Here is a 15,968-nt window from a genome sequence, read left to right as displayed (position 1 = left end):
CGCGCGCGCGGCGTCGCGAGGCACGGACACAACCCATTGGGATGAGCCAGCATGAAGACGTTCGCAATCCAGTTGCCGGACCAGAGGGTCGTTCACGATCGCGTCCCCGACATGGCGAGGACCCTGCATCTCCAGGTGCAGGGCTACTTCAGGCCTCGCGTGCAGAGCCTCCTGGCCGGCGGAGAGGTGACGGTGATCGACGTCGGCGCGAACATCGGCCTCTTCGCGCTCGAGGTGCTGAAGCGCACCGGCGGACGAGCGCGCATCCACTGTTTCGAGCCGATCCCGGAGACCTTCGAGCTCCTCCGGATGAACCTGGGGTCGTCCGGATCGGAGCGCGTGCGCCTGCACCGCGCGGGCCTCGGTCGAGCCGCGGGCACCGCGACCTTCCACTATGCTCCGCGCCAGAGCGCCATCTCGAGCATGTACGACATGATGGCGAGCGACGACAAAGAGGCCACGCTCGCGGCCATCTACGACGAACGGATCCGAGAGAAGCACCACGCGGATCTGCCGGCCTATATGACGCACCTCCCGCGCGCGGTGAACTCGCTGCTCATCGACTGTCATGCGTGGTGGATGAGGCGTGGCATGAGGCGCGTCGAATGCGAGCTCACGACGCTGTCCGAGCTCATCGAACGGGAGCAGATCGAGCACATCGACTTGCTCAAGATCGACGCCGAGAAGGCCGAGATCGACGTGCTGGAAGGCATTCGCCCCGGCGACTGGGGCAGGATCCGGGCCGTCGTCCTCGAGCTGCACGACTTCGGCGGGAGAGGCGAGCGCGTCCGGCGGATGCTGCGCGATCACGGGTTCGAGGTGGAGACCGATCAGATCTGCCCCGAGGACGTGATCATCACCATGACGGGGTACCGGTAGAATGGGGGGGAGCGCCGGGCTCGGGGTGCTCGGCGGCTCCCCCCCTTGTCCGCCGTCAGTGGCCGGTAGCGGGCAAGAGGCGCACCACGCGCTGCGACCAGAGCTCGATCAGCTCGGCGATCACCGCCTCCCGGTCCGTCACGTCGTCGAGCAGCTCGCGGAGCCGCTTCTGGCCGTCGGCCCGCCAGAGGACCTCGAACGTCTCTTCAGAGACAGGATACTTCGCGTCGTTGTAGGTCGTGACGATCGCGCGCTCGACGACGTGGCCGCCCGGCGTGGGGCCTCGCAGCGAGCGCAGCTTCACGAAGGTCGGAAACGACGGGACGAGCTCCGCATAGGCCGACGGCGGCGCAGGCTTCTTGTGGACGAGGTAGTCGCCGACGACGAGCTTGTCGAGCCGCGTCGTCAGGAAACAGGTCACGCAGTCGTCGACCGAGTCGACGATCGGCTCGGCGTTGTTGTTGAAGGAGGTGTTGAGCACCACCGGTACGCCGGTGATGTCGCCGAAGGCCCGGATGAGCTGCCAGAAGCGCGGGTTCGTGCGCCTGGAGACCGTCTGGACCCGCGCGGTCCCGTCCACGTGGGTGATGGCGCCGAGCTGCTGTCGCCTGTGCTCGTGGACGGGCACCGTGAAGATCATGAAGGGCATGGTCTCCGCGCCGCCGAGATCGAAATAGTCGTGCGCGTCCTCTTCGGTCACGGAGGGCGCGAAGGGCCGGAACTCCTCGCGCTTCTTCACCATGGCGTTGATGATGTCCTTGTTCGCCGCCGGCCGGGGATCCGCCACGATGCTGCGGTTGCCGAGCGCGCGGGGACCGAACTCGGACCGGCCCTGAGCCCACCCGATCACGTTCCCCGCCGCGATCAGCTCGGCGGCGGCCTTCGGCGCGTCGGCGAGCTCCTCCACGCTGATGAGATCGCGCCACGCATCGAGCGCTCGTCGCACCTCGGCCCGCTCGCCGATGTGCCTTCCCCAGTACAGATGGCTGATCGCGGGCGGTCGCCGCGCCGGGGCCTTTCGCGTGTGCACGGCCATGGCGGAGCCGAGCGCGCAGCCGGCGTCGTGCGCGGCTGGCTGGACGAACACCCGCTCGAAGAGCCCGGCGCGGAGGATCTTCCCGTTCAATGTGCAGTTGTGCGCGACGCCGCCCGCGAAGCAGAGGCTCGCCTGTCGGGTCTCCCGCTGGAAGTGCCGCAGGCAATGGAAGACGATGGTCTCGAGCGCCTCCTGGAGCGAGGCGGCGATGTCCTTGTGGTCCTGCGTGATCGGCTCCCGCGGGGCGCGCGGCCGGATCACGTCGTGGAGATCGAATATCTTGTCGGCGTCGATGGTCCACGCGCCCTCCGGGAGCAGCGTGACCATCGCCTGGAACAGCGCCCGGTACCTGCGCGGATCGCCGTACGGGGCGAGCCCCATGACCTTGTACTCGTCGAACAGCGAGAACCCGAGGAAGCGTATCACCTGGAGGTAGAAATTGCCCAGCGAGTCCCGCTCCGCGATGTCTCTCAGCGATTGAAGCTCGCCGCCGGAGCCGACGGAGACGGATCCCGATTCGCCGTCGCCGCAGCCATCCAGCGTCAGCACGAGGCTGCTCTCGTACCCCGAGCCGATCAGCGCGCTCATCGCGTGGGCCGTGTGATGCTTCACGAACTGGATTCGCTCGGGCTCCACGTCGACGCCGAACTCGGCGAGCACGAGGCGCCTCATCACATCGTGCGCCGTGCGCAGCTCGGGGTCGGCGGAGAAGAGCCCGCGCTTCACCTGGGCGTTACACCAGTCTTCGCTGATGTAAAAGCAGATGTAGTCCACATCGTCGACGCGGAGCCCCCGGCTCTCCAGGCAGAAGCGCGCTGCCTGGAAGGGCGCCTTGTTCGAATGCTTGAGGCGGTTGAGCCGCTCTTGCTCGATCGCCGCGACTACCTCTCCGTCCTCGAGGAGGACGGCGGCGCCGTCGTGCGACGTCGCCGCGTTGAATGCTGGTCTCGGATAACCTTGATGGTCCGGCTCGTGGCCGCCGCTAATGCCAAGGATTCGCATGAGTGGAGGATAGCATTCGAATGCGATAAGTAAACCATCGTCGATGAGCAAATCGACGCGCGGACATGGCTATCAATGAAATACTCGAGCGGTGTGATCGACGCCGCGAACGGGGCTAATTCCATTCGTGTTTCTGCCGGAGCATGGCTCTCCGAGGCAGCGAACAGGGAGCATGTGGCCAGGCGCGTCGTGCTCGTGAGCCACGACAAACGACGCCGCGCCGGCTCCCTCGATTCAGTGGTGACGCCTCGCGCGATCCCGTTCAGGAAAGTGTTCTGACGTGCACGCTCGCCTTCCGGCCCTTCTCTGGAAGCAATCATTGCGAATAGGGGAAAGAAGGGCGGTAGCCAGCTCCTGCGCCTCTCGGCTCCTCAAACGGAGGCTTCGTAGGCCCGGATCCCCCCTTCACGCCACCGCCGCCGCGAACGACGCGAACAGGTCTCCCGGCAGCGCATGGTGCAGCCGCCACGTGATCGCCATCGGCAGCTCGCCCTCGTGCCGCACATAGCTCGCCTCACCACGCAGGTCGGACCACGACCGCTGGCCGGCGACCACGTCCTCGAGCTCAGGCCCGGTCTCCTCGAGGAACCGCGCGAGGCTCACGTCCCCGTCGCGGGCGAGCCTCCTCAGCTCGTCGACCCTGGCCGTCCACCCCGTCGTGGATGCCGTGATAGAAGAAGGGTACCAGCCGATGCTGGTCGATCGCGTCCCAGAGCCGCAGATCCGCGGCGATCCGGTCATCGAACCAACCGAGCAGGCGGGGCGATGCCGCTCCAGCGGACGAACGCCATGACCACGTCGATGCGGTCCGTTAAGGCCGGCCAGCAACGCGAGCGCAGAGGAAACGGCCGCCAGAAATTGGCAAACCATGGTCTATGCATGCGCCTCCGGGCGCTGACGAGATCATGGCCTGGCGACATCGACCACCATTCCTGCGAAGCATCACAATTTATCACAAAATTAGACCGATGTCGGAGGACGCTCCGGGCTTGCCGCTCTCTGTCCGTGCGGGTACCCAGGCCGGCGTGCAACATGCGGAGCACTTCCTCTCACGCCTCGATCGCTTGCCGCGCAGCGAGGTGGATCTCGCACTCGAGCTCTACCGCGACCCGGAGCTGCTCCGCGCTGTGCTCGACGCCGCCACGCTGCCGGAGCGCGTGGAGCGGGTGGCGATCTCGCTCGACGATCCCGTGCAGGGGCCGTTCTTGGTCGTCACACGCAACGGCCACTTCGTCACGTGCCTCGGTCGGGGCATGCGGGCCGGGGATCTCCCCATCGTGAAGCGCGGCGAGCTCGACACGATCTCTCGCCAGGTGACCCGGCTCCGGGAGAAGATGGTCCTCGCGAAGCAGCTCGGCGGAGAGCGAGGGCACGCGCGCTTGCTCCGGCGACTGCTCGTTGCGTCCGACTCGGTGAGCCGTGAGGAGTTCCTCGCCGTCGCGGCCTGGGAGCCGCTCCTCGGACCGGTGTTCCTCGACCTCTACCTGGCCATGGGGCGGGAGCTCTCGCTCCAGGGGCCCATGCTCCGGACGCGTCGCAGCCGCCGGGCCCAGGACGAGGAGGTCCTCCACGCGTACTGGAACCTCCTGCACGCCGCGGGGCACATGGCCCTCCTGGGCGCGATCACCGCCGATCGAGAGCAGTACGTGTCGCTCACCCATCAGCACAGAGGAGCGCGAGCCGCGTTCAGCTATCCCCTCACCGGGACGGGCGTCGTCACGTTCATCCTCAAGGGCGCGTGGGCCGCCGCGCGCCTCGGCAGGCTCATGCTGCCGGATTACAAGCAGGCGCTGGCCGAGGACGTGAGCTTCTTCGAGCTGCTCGACACGCTGTTCGCGCTCCTCGCGATCGGAATTCGAGCGAAGGGCACCCGCGCCGAGATCTCGAAGGCGCTTCGTGCGGCTCCCGGTACCGCCCGCACGCCCCAGGCCAAGCGGCTCCGGGATGCGATGGGCCGAGAGGTGCAGCTCTGCTGCGAGATCACAGCGCAGCTCCTTGAAGCGCCTGCCGAGGAGCTCGAAGCGACGCTCCGCAGGGTCGGCGAGCGCTACTTCGAGCCGGACGCGACGAATGCGGATGACCCGATCCGAGAAGAGCTCGTCCGCACGCTACCATTGATGTCGTGGGCCGACGGGATCACGGACGGCAAGAAGCTGCTGCTGTCGCTGCACCTCATCGCGGCCACGGCTCGCAGAACGCCGGAGCAGTTTTACCTGCCGGGCGAACTCGCTGAGGCGCTCCACGAGCCCTGGACACCGGCCAAGACGTGGATGGTGCTCGACCCGCTGCTGAAGGCGGATCAGGCAGGGCGCAGGCGGGACGCGAGCACGGCATCGATCGGGCGGCAACATCCCTGTCCCTGTGGAAGTGGGCGTAAGTGGAAGAGGTGCTGCGGGAAGTAGCTCCAGCGGGAGGCTCTGTCGTCGACTGCCCGATCTCGACCCGATGCTGCCCAGGGCCGGAGCGCGCTCCACAGCGCGATCCACTCAGAGGATTCTCGTCCGGCCTGTCTCAAACCGGTTGGCATGCTCCGGGCGACGGCGACGACGAGCACCTGCGCTCGCATCCTCCCGCTGCCGGCCGTCTCGCCCGCGGAGCGCTCAGCGATCCCACGCAGCCTGGCTCTCGGCCATCGTGAGCGCTGGATCCATCTGGCTCAGATCTGGTAGGAGTGGCACAGTGCATCCTCCCCGCCTCGATCATGACCGAGGGCTGAGCTCCACGGAGTTGATGGAGTACCTCGGTGAGTGCCGGGAGCTCGCGCTCGCCGAGATCGAGCGCTTCATCCCGCGCCGGCAACCGCGCGACATCCCGTTCTACGACCTGATGCGCGACTATCCGCTCCGCCGGGCGAAGGCCCTGCGCCCGGCGCTCGCCGTTGCGACCTGCCGCGCCCTCGGAGGCTCGATGGAGGCGGTGCTGCCCACCGCGGCGGCGCTGGAGCTCTACCATAACGCCTTCCTCATCCACGACGACGTGGAGGACGGCTCGCTCCGGCGACGCGATGAGCCGACCCTCCACGTGAAGCACGGCGTTCCGATCGCCGTGAACATCGGCGACGGCATGCTCGCGCTCGCGCTCGGGCCGCTGCTTGACAACACTCGGCTGCTCGGTCTGGGCAAGGCGCTCCGCGTGCTCCGCCTCGTGTCCCGCATGGCGCGCGAGTCGGCCGAGGGACAGGCCATGGAGCTCGCGTGGGTGCGCGGGGCGCGCTGGGACCTGCGCGACGCGGACTACCTGCGCATGGTTCACAAGAAGACGAGCTACTACAGCTTCATCACGCCGATGCTCGCCGGCGGCATCGCCGCGGGAGCACCTGAGGAGGTGCTGCGCCGCCTGTTCGTGCTCGCCGCCCGCCTCGGCTCGGCGTTCCAGATCCAGGACGACGTGCTCAACCTCGCGGCCGAGCCACAGGCCTACGGCAAGGAGATCGGCGGAGACCTCTGGGAAGGCAAGCACACGTTGATCCTGCTGCACTTGCTGCGCTCGGCGACGCCGGAGGAGCGCGCCGAGATCCACGTGATCCTCCGCAAGGAGCGCCCCCGCTCCGCGGAGGTCGACGCCGCAGCCCGGGCGTTCGCCGACCTCCTGGCTGGCATGGAGGCCGGAGGCCGCCTCGCGCCCGATGCCCGCCTCGAGATCGAGCGCGCGCGCGCCGCCGTGGATGGGGGTGAACGTGCGATCCGGACGAGCACCGACGTCACGCGCCTCTTTCAATTGCTGCGTGACCATGCAAGCCTCAGCCATGCTCGTGCGATCGCGGTCCGGCGGGCGCGCGCGGCGGGACGGACGCTCGACTCGCTGGCGCATCGGATAGGCCCTTCGGTGCACCGCGCCGTCCTGCGGGCCCTGATTGACTTCGTTACCGAGCGGGACTGGTGAGCAATGAGTCGAGACGAAGAGCGGAGAGAGGTCGGTGAGGTCGCGGAGCGCGCGTTGAAAGCGGGCAAAGGGCTGCTGGTCGCCCAGTTCGCGGCGCTCCACGCGGCAAAGCAGATCCTGCGCGGCTCCGGCGCGCCGCCGAAGGGCTTCCCCGTCGGGGACGTCCTCTTCGATCTCGCCAAGCTGCAAACGAAGATCCTCTGCGACCTGGCCGAGTTCGGCACCGCGCAGACAGGCACCGTGCTGACGTACCTGCAGCGGCGGCGCGCCGCGGCCGAAGGTGCGGCGAAGAAGCGCCCCGTGCAGGCGCTCGTCTGCGCGACGATGACGAGAGGGCAGAGCACGCGCGCTTCTTTCAAGATCCAAAACGACGCGGATCACCGGCGAAGCTACGCGCTCCCGGAGGTGCTCGAGCTCCATCCCGCGGGGGACCGGACGAAGGGCTCGATCTTCATCCAGGTGCATCCGCAGCCGGCCAAGGTCGACGTGCAGTGCAAGCGCACGAGCGCGGTCACGTTGACGTTCGCTCCGAGCGATCACCTCGACCCCGGCCGGTATCAGGCGCGACTCCCCCTGGAAGCCCACGGCGAGGCGCACCCGAGCGTCGAGCTCATCGTCGAGCTCGTCGTGAAAGAGCCCGCGCCGGTGAAGCCACCATCCGAGCTGGGTACGAGCGCGCCATGCGCGCAGGAAACGTCGACCCGAGGCGCTGCGAGATGAGCGCCGACGAGATCCCCACGGTCGGGCTGCCCGCGGACGATCCGGCCGCCGAGCTCCTCGGCAAGCTGCACGAGATCGTCTTCCGCCACCCGGTCGCCGCTCAGGCGCTGTTCCGCGCGTTCATCGCAGAAGGCAGGGCCTTCGCGACGACCGACGAGGGGAAGCTGTGGGTCGAGCGACTCTCCCGGTCCGATCTCGTTCGCCAGGGCCGTGTCGCGTGGGACGCGGTGACGCTCAACGTCCTCGATGACCGCGAGGAGACCGTCGTGCCGACGGCGATCCTCGATGCTTTCGCCCGCGCCATCGCCGGCGTCGACCTGCACGCGCTGCTCTCGAAGGTGCTTGATCGCCGCCTCGCCGGAGGCCGCCGTGCTCGATGAGCGCCCCGACGAGTTCCAGGACCGCAACCTCTTCTTCCAGGCAATCCTCGGCCTCGTCTCGCTCTGCCGCCGTCTTGACGTGGCGCTCGATCCGGTCTCGACCGACGAGCCTGCGCCGGCCGACGAGCCTTTCCTGCTCTTCATGCTCGGGCTCGTCGCCTTCCGCCAGCGCGCCATGCGCTCGCTCGAGACGGCCGGGCCCGATCCATCTCGCCCGCCCGCGCAGTGCGCCGCCGAGTCCGTCTCGCTCCACGAGCTGCTCCGATGAGCGCGGGCGCCGGCGGCACGCTCGCCGAGGCGATCGAGGCTTGCGACTATCTCCGCCGCTCTCCCTGGCGCTACGGGGGCGAGCGCGGACACAAGGAGTGGCTGCATTTCTGTATCGCGACCGAGGGGCTCGAGCTGCTCATCAACCTCAGCGTCGTCGACGACCTCCGGGAGATGGCGCCCGCCGGTAGCGAGCTCGCTCGCCTCAGCGTGCTGGTCCACGAGGATACGTGGTCCGGCTCCGTCCGCCTTCATCCCGGCTCCGAGGTGCGGGTCCGCGGCGGCGCCATCGACGTCGCGATCGGCTCGACCCGTGTCACCTTCGAGCGCGGCGCCTATGTCCTCCACATCCAGGCGCCGGAGGCGCGGGTCACGGCCGATCTTCGCCTCGATCCGGTCACCTTCCCTTCCCTCGTCAACAACGTGCGCGGCCTCGACGGCCGCGCCATCAACTGGGCAGTCGTGCCGCGCTCGCGCGCGACGGGCACCGTCCACGTCGGCGAGCGCACCTATACGCTGCGGGACGCCCCCGCCTACCACGACCACAACTGGGGCAGCTTCGGCTGGGGCAACAACTTCGCCTGGGAGTGGGGGTACGGTTTGCCGTCCGGGGCCGAGAACCCCTGGACGGTCGTGTTCGCACGCCTGAACAGCCGGGGAAACACCGCCGCGCTGATGCAGCTCTTCTTCGTGTGGCGAGACGATCGGCTGCTCCGCACGTTTCGCGATCACGAGATCACGGTCCGTCGGGAGGGCCTGCTGCGCCCGGTCCGCCTCCTGCGCCTGCCGAGCTCCATGGCGCTTGTGGCCCCGTCCATCGCCACCGACGTGCCGCGCCGCCTCGTGGTCCGCGCCGCCTCGCGAGGCGACGCGCTGGAGGCGGTCTTCGATACGCAGGACGTCGCGCAGGTGATCATCCCGAACGACGCCGACGACGGCGTCACCGTCATCAACGAGGTCGCGGGCACGCTCACGGTCCAGGGCACGGCGCTCGGCGCGCGCGTCGCGCTCCAGCACCGCGCCGTCTTCGAGTTCCTGAGTGCCTGAGCGCCCCTTCGCCGAGTACCTGACCGAGTCGCTCGCGAAGATCGCCCGCGACGCGCCGCGCCTGTACGCGCTCGTGGCGCGGCGGCTCGGCCCGCGCTCGCTGAAGCTCGCCGTGGGCGGGGAGGCGCTGGGGATCCGCGCGGAGGGGGAGCAGGTCGTGCTGGGGCCGCCGATGGACCAGGCCGGCGTGGAGGCGCGCACGAGCCGCCGCGCCATCGTGGCGCTGGCCGACGGCGAGGACGACCTGGAGGGCGCGATCGTGGCCGAGCGGGTATTCCTGCGAGGCTCGGTGGAGGATCTGGAGGCGTGCTTCGGCGCGCTCGCGGCCTACCTGAACGGCGCGGCGCGCAGCCCGGAGCAGGGAGAGCTGATGAGGGCGTTCCGGAGGGATGCGGGAGAGGATGAGGGGTATGGGGAATAAGACCGCGGCACCGCCTCGGAAGCAGCGAGGGAAGCAGGTCCATGTCATCGGCGGCGGCATCGCCGGTCTCACGGCCGCGCACGAGCTGAGCGAGCGAGGCTTCAAGGTGACTGTCGTGGAGAAAGAGGGTCGTCCTTTCGATCAGAGCGAATGCGAGATCGGAGGGATGGCCCGCACGCAGTGGAGCCGAATTGCCCCTGTCACACCGACCGAGGAGAGGGCTCCACGCCTCCGACGAGCAGAAGCCGTGATGGCCCAAGCCCACGCCATCGGGGAGATATTCGGACAAGCCGTAACCTTCAACCCCGGCAAGTTCGAGCCAGACTGCGCGGGCATCAAAGCAATCCACAAGATCGCAGAAGAGCTCGAAAAATATCTAAAAAACTTGCCCGCGCCATCGTCAGGCCAACAAGTCGCCCCCGACACGTTCCGTATGGATGTCTTCGTCGAAGGGTACGCCACAAACGATGAATCCGCGTGCATAGACATCAACGAAGATAAACTACGCAAAAATCTCAAAAGAATTATAGAACATCTTGTCCCACAAGGACTCATCCTCGACATCAGCAAACTGCTAGAGATCCTCAACATCCGCCGTGATGACCCTCGCGCAATCATACTATCCAGATTCCGCGCGCTCGTCACCATGATCGCGACAGCCGAACTCGCAGGACTGAAAGCCGTCGACGGTGACATATGCAAATACAAATACAAAGAAAACATCACCGTCGTGCTGTTTCCGCTCGGGGTTGGAGGCATCGCCCGATCCTTCATCGACGAGCCGAAGCAGGGTGTCGTCGCCCGATTTCGCCTCTTCGAGCAACTAGCTCCAGGCGAGCACGGGTACCGCTACTTCCCGGCGTTCTACCGCAACTTGTTCGACACCATGAAGCGGATACCGGTGTTTGAATCGCCCACTTCGCCGCGACCACGCGACGAACGTCGCATGGAAGAGCTAAACCAAAGACGTGCAAACGATCCTACAACCACAATAAGAGATGGCGCCGAGAGCGATCTGGATCTTCTCCTCGAAGCAGCGGCTCGCATCGAGTCCCCCAGAACCGTCTACGACAACATAGTCGCGACATATGAATTCTCCATTGCCACCGGAGACGGCTCGCCGGCCATTCCGATCTCCCGACTGCCACCACGATCGCTCCTGGAGCTCCGCAAGCTGATCTCTGTTTCCATCGATCGCCTCGGAGTCGATCCACGAGACGGGCTCATCTTCCAGCTCAGGCTCTTGAAATACATGACCTCGTGCGAGGAACGACGAAGAGGCTACGAGGCCGTCACCTGGTCGGACTTTCTGGGCGCACACCTGTACAGCGAAAGGTTCCAGCGTTTCATCGAGCGATGGCCCCAGGCGCTCGTAGGTCTCCGGGCGAGCCTGGCAGACGCCCGCACCATAGGCACGGCTACCATACAGCTTCTGCTCGACCAGCTCACGGCGACGGGACTTCGTGACGGCACCCTCAATGGCCCCACGAGCCGATCATGGTTCGATCCGTGGAAGGCATACCTCAAGCTAAGGCAGGTGGATTTTGTCCGTGCCAAGCTGGTGTCACTGAAGCTCGTGAACGACAGCCTGAAGCTCACGCTCGAGAAACCCTCCGGGACGTGCACCAAAGATGTGCCGGACTACCTGGTGCTCGCCGTGCCGCCGATGGATGCCAAGCGCCTCTTCAAAGATCTCTGCGATGGATGCGACCCAAGCACCATGGCAGACATACCTGCGTCCATGGCCGCACTCCTGGACTGGCCTCTACCAGACCCCACACGTCGGGGAGGCCTTCCGATGGAAGCGAGCGCTCCGATCGGCCCGCTGCAACACTACAGCGGGATACAATTTTACCTCGAAGGGGACCTCGGCCCAGCGCATGGACATATCTATTTCACGGAATCCGAGTGGGGCCTCTCCGCCATCTCACAGGTCCAGTTTTGGCGAGATCGAATCCCCGATGACCCGTATTACACAGTCAAATACATCAGCATCTTTTCGGTCGACATAGGAGACTGGCATGCCCCATCCAAGCATCTCCGAGGCCGATGCGCCGCGCAATGCTCGAGGGATGAGCTTGCCCTCGAAGTCTGGCGCCAGATAGAAGCGAACATCGAGCATGTGGGCTGGAAGCCGCTCCGCCCCTTCGCGTATCACCTCGACGATGGAGTGATCTACGAGCGACAGTCCGGCGCGGAGGAGCGCCCTGTCGAGAACCTGCATCCTTACCCCGTCAACCTCGCCGGCGACTGGGACAACCACCCCGGCACGGTCGAACGCGACGCCTACGAGATCTTCGAGGGCGTCGTGCTCGCCGGAGCGTACGTGAAGACACGGACCCGCCTCACCACCATGGAATCGGCCAACGAGTCAGCCCGGCGCGCGGTGAACGCCGTCCTCAATGACTACCACGAGGCGCATCCGGACGAGCGCCTCCCCCTTCCGTGCCGGCTCTTCGACCCCGAGGAAAACGAGGTCGACGATCTCCAGTTCCTCAAGGAGCTCGACGCCGATCTGGTGAAGCTCGGCCTCCCCCACTTCCTCGAGATCCTCGAGGTGGAGTCCCTCATCGACGGCGATCTGCCGCTGCTGGCTCCCGGCGAGCTGCTCCCCCGCATCCTCCAGGCGCTCCCCGCGATCCCCGGCCTGCCGCTAGCGCTCCTCCGCCGCGCGCTCCAGGCGGTCTTCGGGTAACCACGGCACCACCATCCGGGCGATGCGGCCTGGCCGGCGCGCGCCCAGCACGGCCAGTCGCTGGCGTGCGCTCCGGGCGTCGTCAGACGAGCGCTCGTCGAGCGCCGCCCGGGCAAGGCGACACGCGGCCGCATGAACCGCCATCCCGGCAGCCTCGTAACCCGCGGCGGCCCCGGCGAGCAGCGCCGCGGCCCGGGCGCGCTCGCCCTCCAGGAAAGCGGCGCCGGCGCGGATCGAGGCGGCGAACGGCGCGGCCGGGGGGAGCTGACTCTGCGCGATGCGCCATGCCCACGCGCGCACGCGCGCGGCGTCGGCGCGGCCGCGAAGCGCCGACGGCCGACCGGACGCGGGCGCGGCAAGCGCGACCTGGGCGCGCAGATGAAGCAGCTCGATCCGCGGAAACTCGAGCGCGAGGAGGCGCTCGCGGCGCAGCTCGGCCCAGGCGGCCTCGAGACGCGCGCGCGCGGCCTCGAGCGCGCCGCGATACAGCTCCGCCTGCACCGTGATGATCGTGTGGTGGTAGTGCCGCAGCGGCCAGCTCGCCTTCACGGCGTCGGCCTCGGCGATGGCGTGCGCGGGCTCGTCCTCGGCGAGGCGGGCGAGGTTGAGCTGACCTATCTGGAAGACAGCGGCGCCGAAGTCGTCCCCGCGCTCCCGCGCGCTCTCGAGGGCCTGGCGCCGGCGCGCCGGGAGGACGCGCAGCTCGCCGAGGAACGCAAGCGAGGAGAGCGCATAGTTCTCCGCGGCGACGCGGTGCCATGCGATGCCCCGACAGCCGTCGTAGACGGCGATGGCCGCGTCGCAGGCGCGGAGCGCCTCGTCGAAGCGCCCGGCGTGCCAGGCGGCCGCGCCGCGCGAGAAGAAGACGAAGCCACGCGTCGTGGGATCGTCGTGCGCGGCGGCGAGGCGCTCGGCGGCCTCGAGGTGCCGCGCGACCCGGCGGTGAAAGAAGGGTCCGCCGATCGCGGACTCCAGGACGGCCTCGTACGCGAGCCCGTTCGCGATGCGCCGCGGCTCTCCGGCCTCGAGCGCCTCGAGCAGGAACTGGATCGCGACGGCCGAGCCCAGCGGCGGGTTCATCATCCCTAGCCCGCCGCAGGCGCCCCACATCGCATCGAGGCGCTGGGCGATCCTCGGCGCGAGCTCCTCCTCCCGCCGCTCGAGGAACCGCGCCCCGCGCACGACGAAGCGCGCAAGCCCCAGCGCCGAGCGACGGCTCGCCTGGACGCTCGACTGCGGCAGCGAGATGGAGACCTCGCCGAGGATGCGCCGGAAGATGTCGGTGCCCTCGTCCACCTGGCCGTTCCGCACGAGCTGCTCGGCCGCCAGGCGCCGCAGCGAGCGCGCCGCATCGGCGTCGCCCTCGCGCAGCGCCGCCGCCTCCAGGAACACCGGCGGCGACGTCGCTCCCCGGCCGGCGTTGACGAGCGACTCCCCCAGGCGCTCGAGCAGCCGCGCCCGCTGCTCGACCGCAGGCCCGAGATCGAGCGCCTGACGGTAGAGCTGGCTCGCGCGCTCGAAGGCCAGCGCCTCGGCCGCGCGCTCGGCCGCCCGCGCGGCATGGATGCCGGCCCCGGCGCGATCGCCCGCGCCGAGCGTGTGCGTGAAGAGCGCCTCGGGATCCGGATCCGGCTCGCGCGACAGCGCGTCGGCGAGCACGCGGTGACACCCGCGCAGGGACTCCGGCGCGAGGTGGGAGACGACGGCCTCGCGAATGCGATCGTGGTAGGTGTCGAAGACGGGCCCCGACCCGCGCGGGGCGGACCTCAGCAGGCAAGCCCGCTCGAGGGAGCTGAGGAGAGGACGCGCGCCACGCTCGAGCGCGGCGGCCCGCAGCACGAGGTGCTCCGGAAGGGGACGCCCGGCCACCGAGGTCACCTCCAGCACGCGCCGCTCCAGCTCCGGCAGCGCCGAGAGCCGCTGCGCCACGAGCGCATCCAGCGCCGAGCCCGGCCCGTCGTGCGCCCCGGCGCGGGCGAGCTCGCCCACGAAGAACGGCGAGCCCCTGGAGTCGCGCACGACCATGTCCAAGCGGATCGCGTCGGCCCCCGGAAGCCACCGGCGCGCCAGCGCGAGCGAGTCGGCGGGCGGGAGCGGACCCAGCTCGATCTGGAACGAGCGCGCTGCGTCGAGCGGCCACGGATCGTGGGCCAGCGCGCCGAGGATCGGATTGCTGCCTGCATCCTCGACGCGCGAGGACGTCACGAGGAGCACCGCGGGCGCCTCGGGTCCCTGGAGGATGGCGCGCAGGAGCGCGAGGCTGTCGAGGTCACCCCATTGCAGATCGTCAATCCAGAGCACGACGGGCTGCTCCGCGCCGATCCGCGAGAGGATCTCCCGCAGCGCTCGCGCGCCGCGCTGACGGACGATGCGCGCGTCAACGTCGGGCTCTGCCGTCTGCGCATCGAGGCCGGGCACGCGGCGCAGCACCGGGAAGAGGCGGAGCAGGGGGCCGGCGTCGGGAAGCGCGCAACCCCCGGCCGGCGATCCCTCGATCAGGTGCTCGCTGAGATCGTCGATCGCGCCGTCGAGGGCCTTGAACGGGACCGACTCCTGAGGATGACAGCGGCTGCGGAGGAGCATCAGCCTCGCCTCCGCAGACGCCTCGCGAACGAAGGCGCGGACGAGCTCGGATTTGCCGATGCCCGAAGGGCCGCTGAGGTGGACCGCCGCAGGCTCGCCCGGCGCGACGGCGGACAGGGCCGCGCGGAGCCCGTCGAGCTCGGCGCGCCGACCGACGAAGGGGACATCCACCCGGCCACGCGCCGCGGGCCTCCCTGTCTCCCCCGCCCTCCCGAGCAGGTCGGCGATCGCCGTCGCATCCGGGCGGCGCTCGGGGATGGGCTCGAGGAGCGCAGCCGTCAGCTCGTCGAGCCACGACGGCGCCTCCGGCCGGAGGGCCCGGAGGCGCGGCGGCGCCTGGCGGCCGCGCCGGGCGAGCATCATCCCGCCTGCTTCGCGGGCAAACGGCACCTCTCCCGCCACGAGCTCATACAGCATCACCCCGAGGCTGTACCAGTCCGATGCCGCCGATCGGGGCCGGCCGAGCAGCTCGTCGGGCGGCAAGTACTCGTATGTGCCCGCGAGGAGAGCCCCGGACCCCGCTGCGCTCACGTCGGGCGCGAGCGCGCGCGCAAGGCCGAAGTCGAGCAGCACCGCACGCCCCTCCCGAGCCATGAGCACGTTGCCGGGCTTGATGTCGCAGTGCATTAGCCCGCCCGCGTGGAGCGCCGCCACTGCGGCCACCAGCTGCCGCAGCGCTGCGCGAAGGCCAGATTGCCAGGCTTCGTCCAGGGGCGGGGCACCGCGCCCGAAGAACTCGGTGAAATCGCGCCCCTCGATGAGCTCCATGGTGAAGAAGCAGCGCTCTCCCTCGAGGAAGAGCTCGTGGAGGGTGACGAGGTTCGGGTGCTCGAGGCGCGCGCGTTGGCGGAACTCCTGCTTGAGGTCGTAGCCGTCACCTGGGTCGAGGGACGGCAGCGTCTTCAAGGCCACGTCGAACCCGAGCTCCGCGTCCTCGACGCGGTAGACAACCCCCATCGCGCCTTGGCCGAGCAGCCCTTTCACGCGGAACCGCGCGGTGCTTACGAAAGGGGTGGCCGTACCGGCGGAAGCTTCAACCATCGCTCATCCGGCGGC

Annotated in this window: 12 protein-coding genes; 9 read left to right on the top strand and 3 right to left on the bottom strand. The window is 68.6% G+C overall.

Features of this window, described 5'->3' with window-relative positions; all coding sequences use genetic code 11:
• Positions 1-51: 51 nt before the first annotated feature.
• Entirely contained in the window at positions 52-879 is an 828-nt protein-coding gene (locus WME76_RS12435; protein WP_437960350.1) for an FkbM family methyltransferase, read from the top strand.
• Between the two features lie 55 nt (positions 880-934).
• On the opposite strand, the gene WME76_RS12430 is transcribed toward WME76_RS12435, so the two are convergent.
• Positions 935-2,917, bottom strand: a complete 1,983-nt coding sequence (locus tag WME76_RS12430) for a carbamoyltransferase family protein (RefSeq protein ID WP_437960349.1) — start codon at positions 2,915-2,917, stop codon at positions 935-937.
• Positions 2,918-3,322: 405 nt separating this feature from the next.
• Entirely contained in the window at positions 3,323-3,658 is a 336-nt protein-coding gene (locus WME76_RS12425) for a hypothetical protein (RefSeq protein ID WP_437962250.1), read from the bottom strand.
• A 338-nt stretch (positions 3,659-3,996) separates the two neighbouring features.
• Here WME76_RS12425 and WME76_RS12420 point away from each other — a divergent pair, with 338 nt between their 5' ends.
• From WME76_RS12420 to WME76_RS12385, 8 genes are all read left to right on the top strand, one after another.
• The gene (locus tag WME76_RS12420) at positions 3,997-5,319 is read left to right on the top strand and encodes a YecA family protein (RefSeq protein ID WP_437960348.1); all 1,323 of its coding nucleotides are present in this window, start codon (positions 3,997-3,999) and stop codon (positions 5,317-5,319) included.
• Between the two features lie 328 nt (positions 5,320-5,647).
• Positions 5,648-6,799, top strand: coding sequence for a polyprenyl synthetase family protein (locus WME76_RS12415; RefSeq protein WP_437962105.1), 1,152 nt, complete (start codon positions 5,648-5,650; stop codon positions 6,797-6,799).
• 54 nt (positions 6,800-6,853) lie between these two features.
• Positions 6,854-7,519: a hypothetical protein gene (locus WME76_RS12410; protein WP_437960347.1), complete on the top strand. Its 666-nt coding sequence runs from the start codon at positions 6,854-6,856 to the stop codon at positions 7,517-7,519.
• Positions 7,516-7,899 (top strand): hypothetical protein, encoded by a 384-nt coding sequence (locus WME76_RS12405; protein WP_437960346.1) that lies wholly within the window; start codon positions 7,516-7,518, stop codon positions 7,897-7,899. The genes WME76_RS12410 and WME76_RS12405 overlap by 4 nt, the downstream gene beginning before the upstream one ends.
• Positions 7,889-8,167 carry a hypothetical protein gene (locus WME76_RS12400; protein ID WP_437960345.1) on the top strand — a complete coding sequence of 93 codons (279 nt, stop codon included), beginning with the start codon at positions 7,889-7,891 and terminating at the stop codon, positions 8,165-8,167. The genes WME76_RS12405 and WME76_RS12400 overlap by 11 nt, the downstream gene beginning before the upstream one ends.
• Positions 8,164-9,213, top strand: a complete 1,050-nt coding sequence (locus tag WME76_RS12395) for a hypothetical protein (RefSeq protein WP_437960344.1) — start codon at positions 8,164-8,166, stop codon at positions 9,211-9,213. The genes WME76_RS12400 and WME76_RS12395 overlap by 4 nt, the downstream gene beginning before the upstream one ends.
• Positions 9,206-9,634: a hypothetical protein gene (locus tag WME76_RS12390; protein ID WP_437960343.1), complete on the top strand. Its 429-nt coding sequence runs from the start codon at positions 9,206-9,208 to the stop codon at positions 9,632-9,634. The genes WME76_RS12395 and WME76_RS12390 overlap by 8 nt, the downstream gene beginning before the upstream one ends.
• Complete coding sequence (locus tag WME76_RS12385) at positions 9,624-12,329, top strand: FAD-dependent oxidoreductase (RefSeq protein ID WP_437960342.1); 2,706 nt, start codon at positions 9,624-9,626, stop codon at positions 12,327-12,329. Before WME76_RS12390 ends, WME76_RS12385 begins: the two co-directional genes overlap by 11 nt.
• Here WME76_RS12385 and WME76_RS12380 read toward each other — a convergent pair.
• Positions 12,288-15,953: a serine/threonine-protein kinase gene (locus tag WME76_RS12380; protein ID WP_437960341.1), complete on the bottom strand. Its 3,666-nt coding sequence runs from the start codon at positions 15,951-15,953 to the stop codon at positions 12,288-12,290. The genes WME76_RS12385 and WME76_RS12380 overlap by 42 nt on opposite strands.
• Positions 15,954-15,968: the final 15 nt, after the last annotated feature.

Source organism: Sorangium sp. So ce119 (genome assembly GCF_051524405.1).
GTDB classification, from domain to species: Bacteria; Myxococcota_A; Polyangia; order Polyangiales; family Polyangiaceae; genus Sorangium; species Sorangium cellulosum_G.
Note: the sequence above shows the minus strand (reverse complement) of the source record. Positions and strands in the feature narration are given on the sequence as shown.

Excerpts from the sequence above, each read along its gene's own strand:
- WME76_RS12435 (WP_437960350.1), top strand. The coding sequence starts at position 52 with ATGAAGACGTTCGCAATCCAGTTGCCGGACCAGAGGGTCGTTCACGAT.
- WME76_RS12430 (WP_437960349.1), bottom strand. The coding sequence starts at position 2,917 with ATGCGAATCCTTGGCATTAGCGGCGGCCACGAGCCGGACCATCAAGGT.
- WME76_RS12425 (WP_437962250.1), bottom strand. The coding sequence starts at position 3,658 with ATGACCGGATCGCCGCGGATCTGCGGCTCTGGGACGCGATCGACCAGC.
- WME76_RS12415 (WP_437962105.1), top strand. The coding sequence starts at position 5,648 with ATGGAGTACCTCGGTGAGTGCCGGGAGCTCGCGCTCGCCGAGATCGAG.
- WME76_RS12405 (WP_437960346.1), top strand. The coding sequence starts at position 7,516 with ATGAGCGCCGACGAGATCCCCACGGTCGGGCTGCCCGCGGACGATCCG.
- WME76_RS12395 (WP_437960344.1), top strand. The coding sequence starts at position 8,164 with ATGAGCGCGGGCGCCGGCGGCACGCTCGCCGAGGCGATCGAGGCTTGC.
- WME76_RS12385 (WP_437960342.1), top strand. The coding sequence starts at position 9,624 with ATGGGGAATAAGACCGCGGCACCGCCTCGGAAGCAGCGAGGGAAGCAG.
- WME76_RS12380 (WP_437960341.1), bottom strand. The coding sequence starts at position 15,953 with ATGGTTGAAGCTTCCGCCGGTACGGCCACCCCTTTCGTAAGCACCGCG.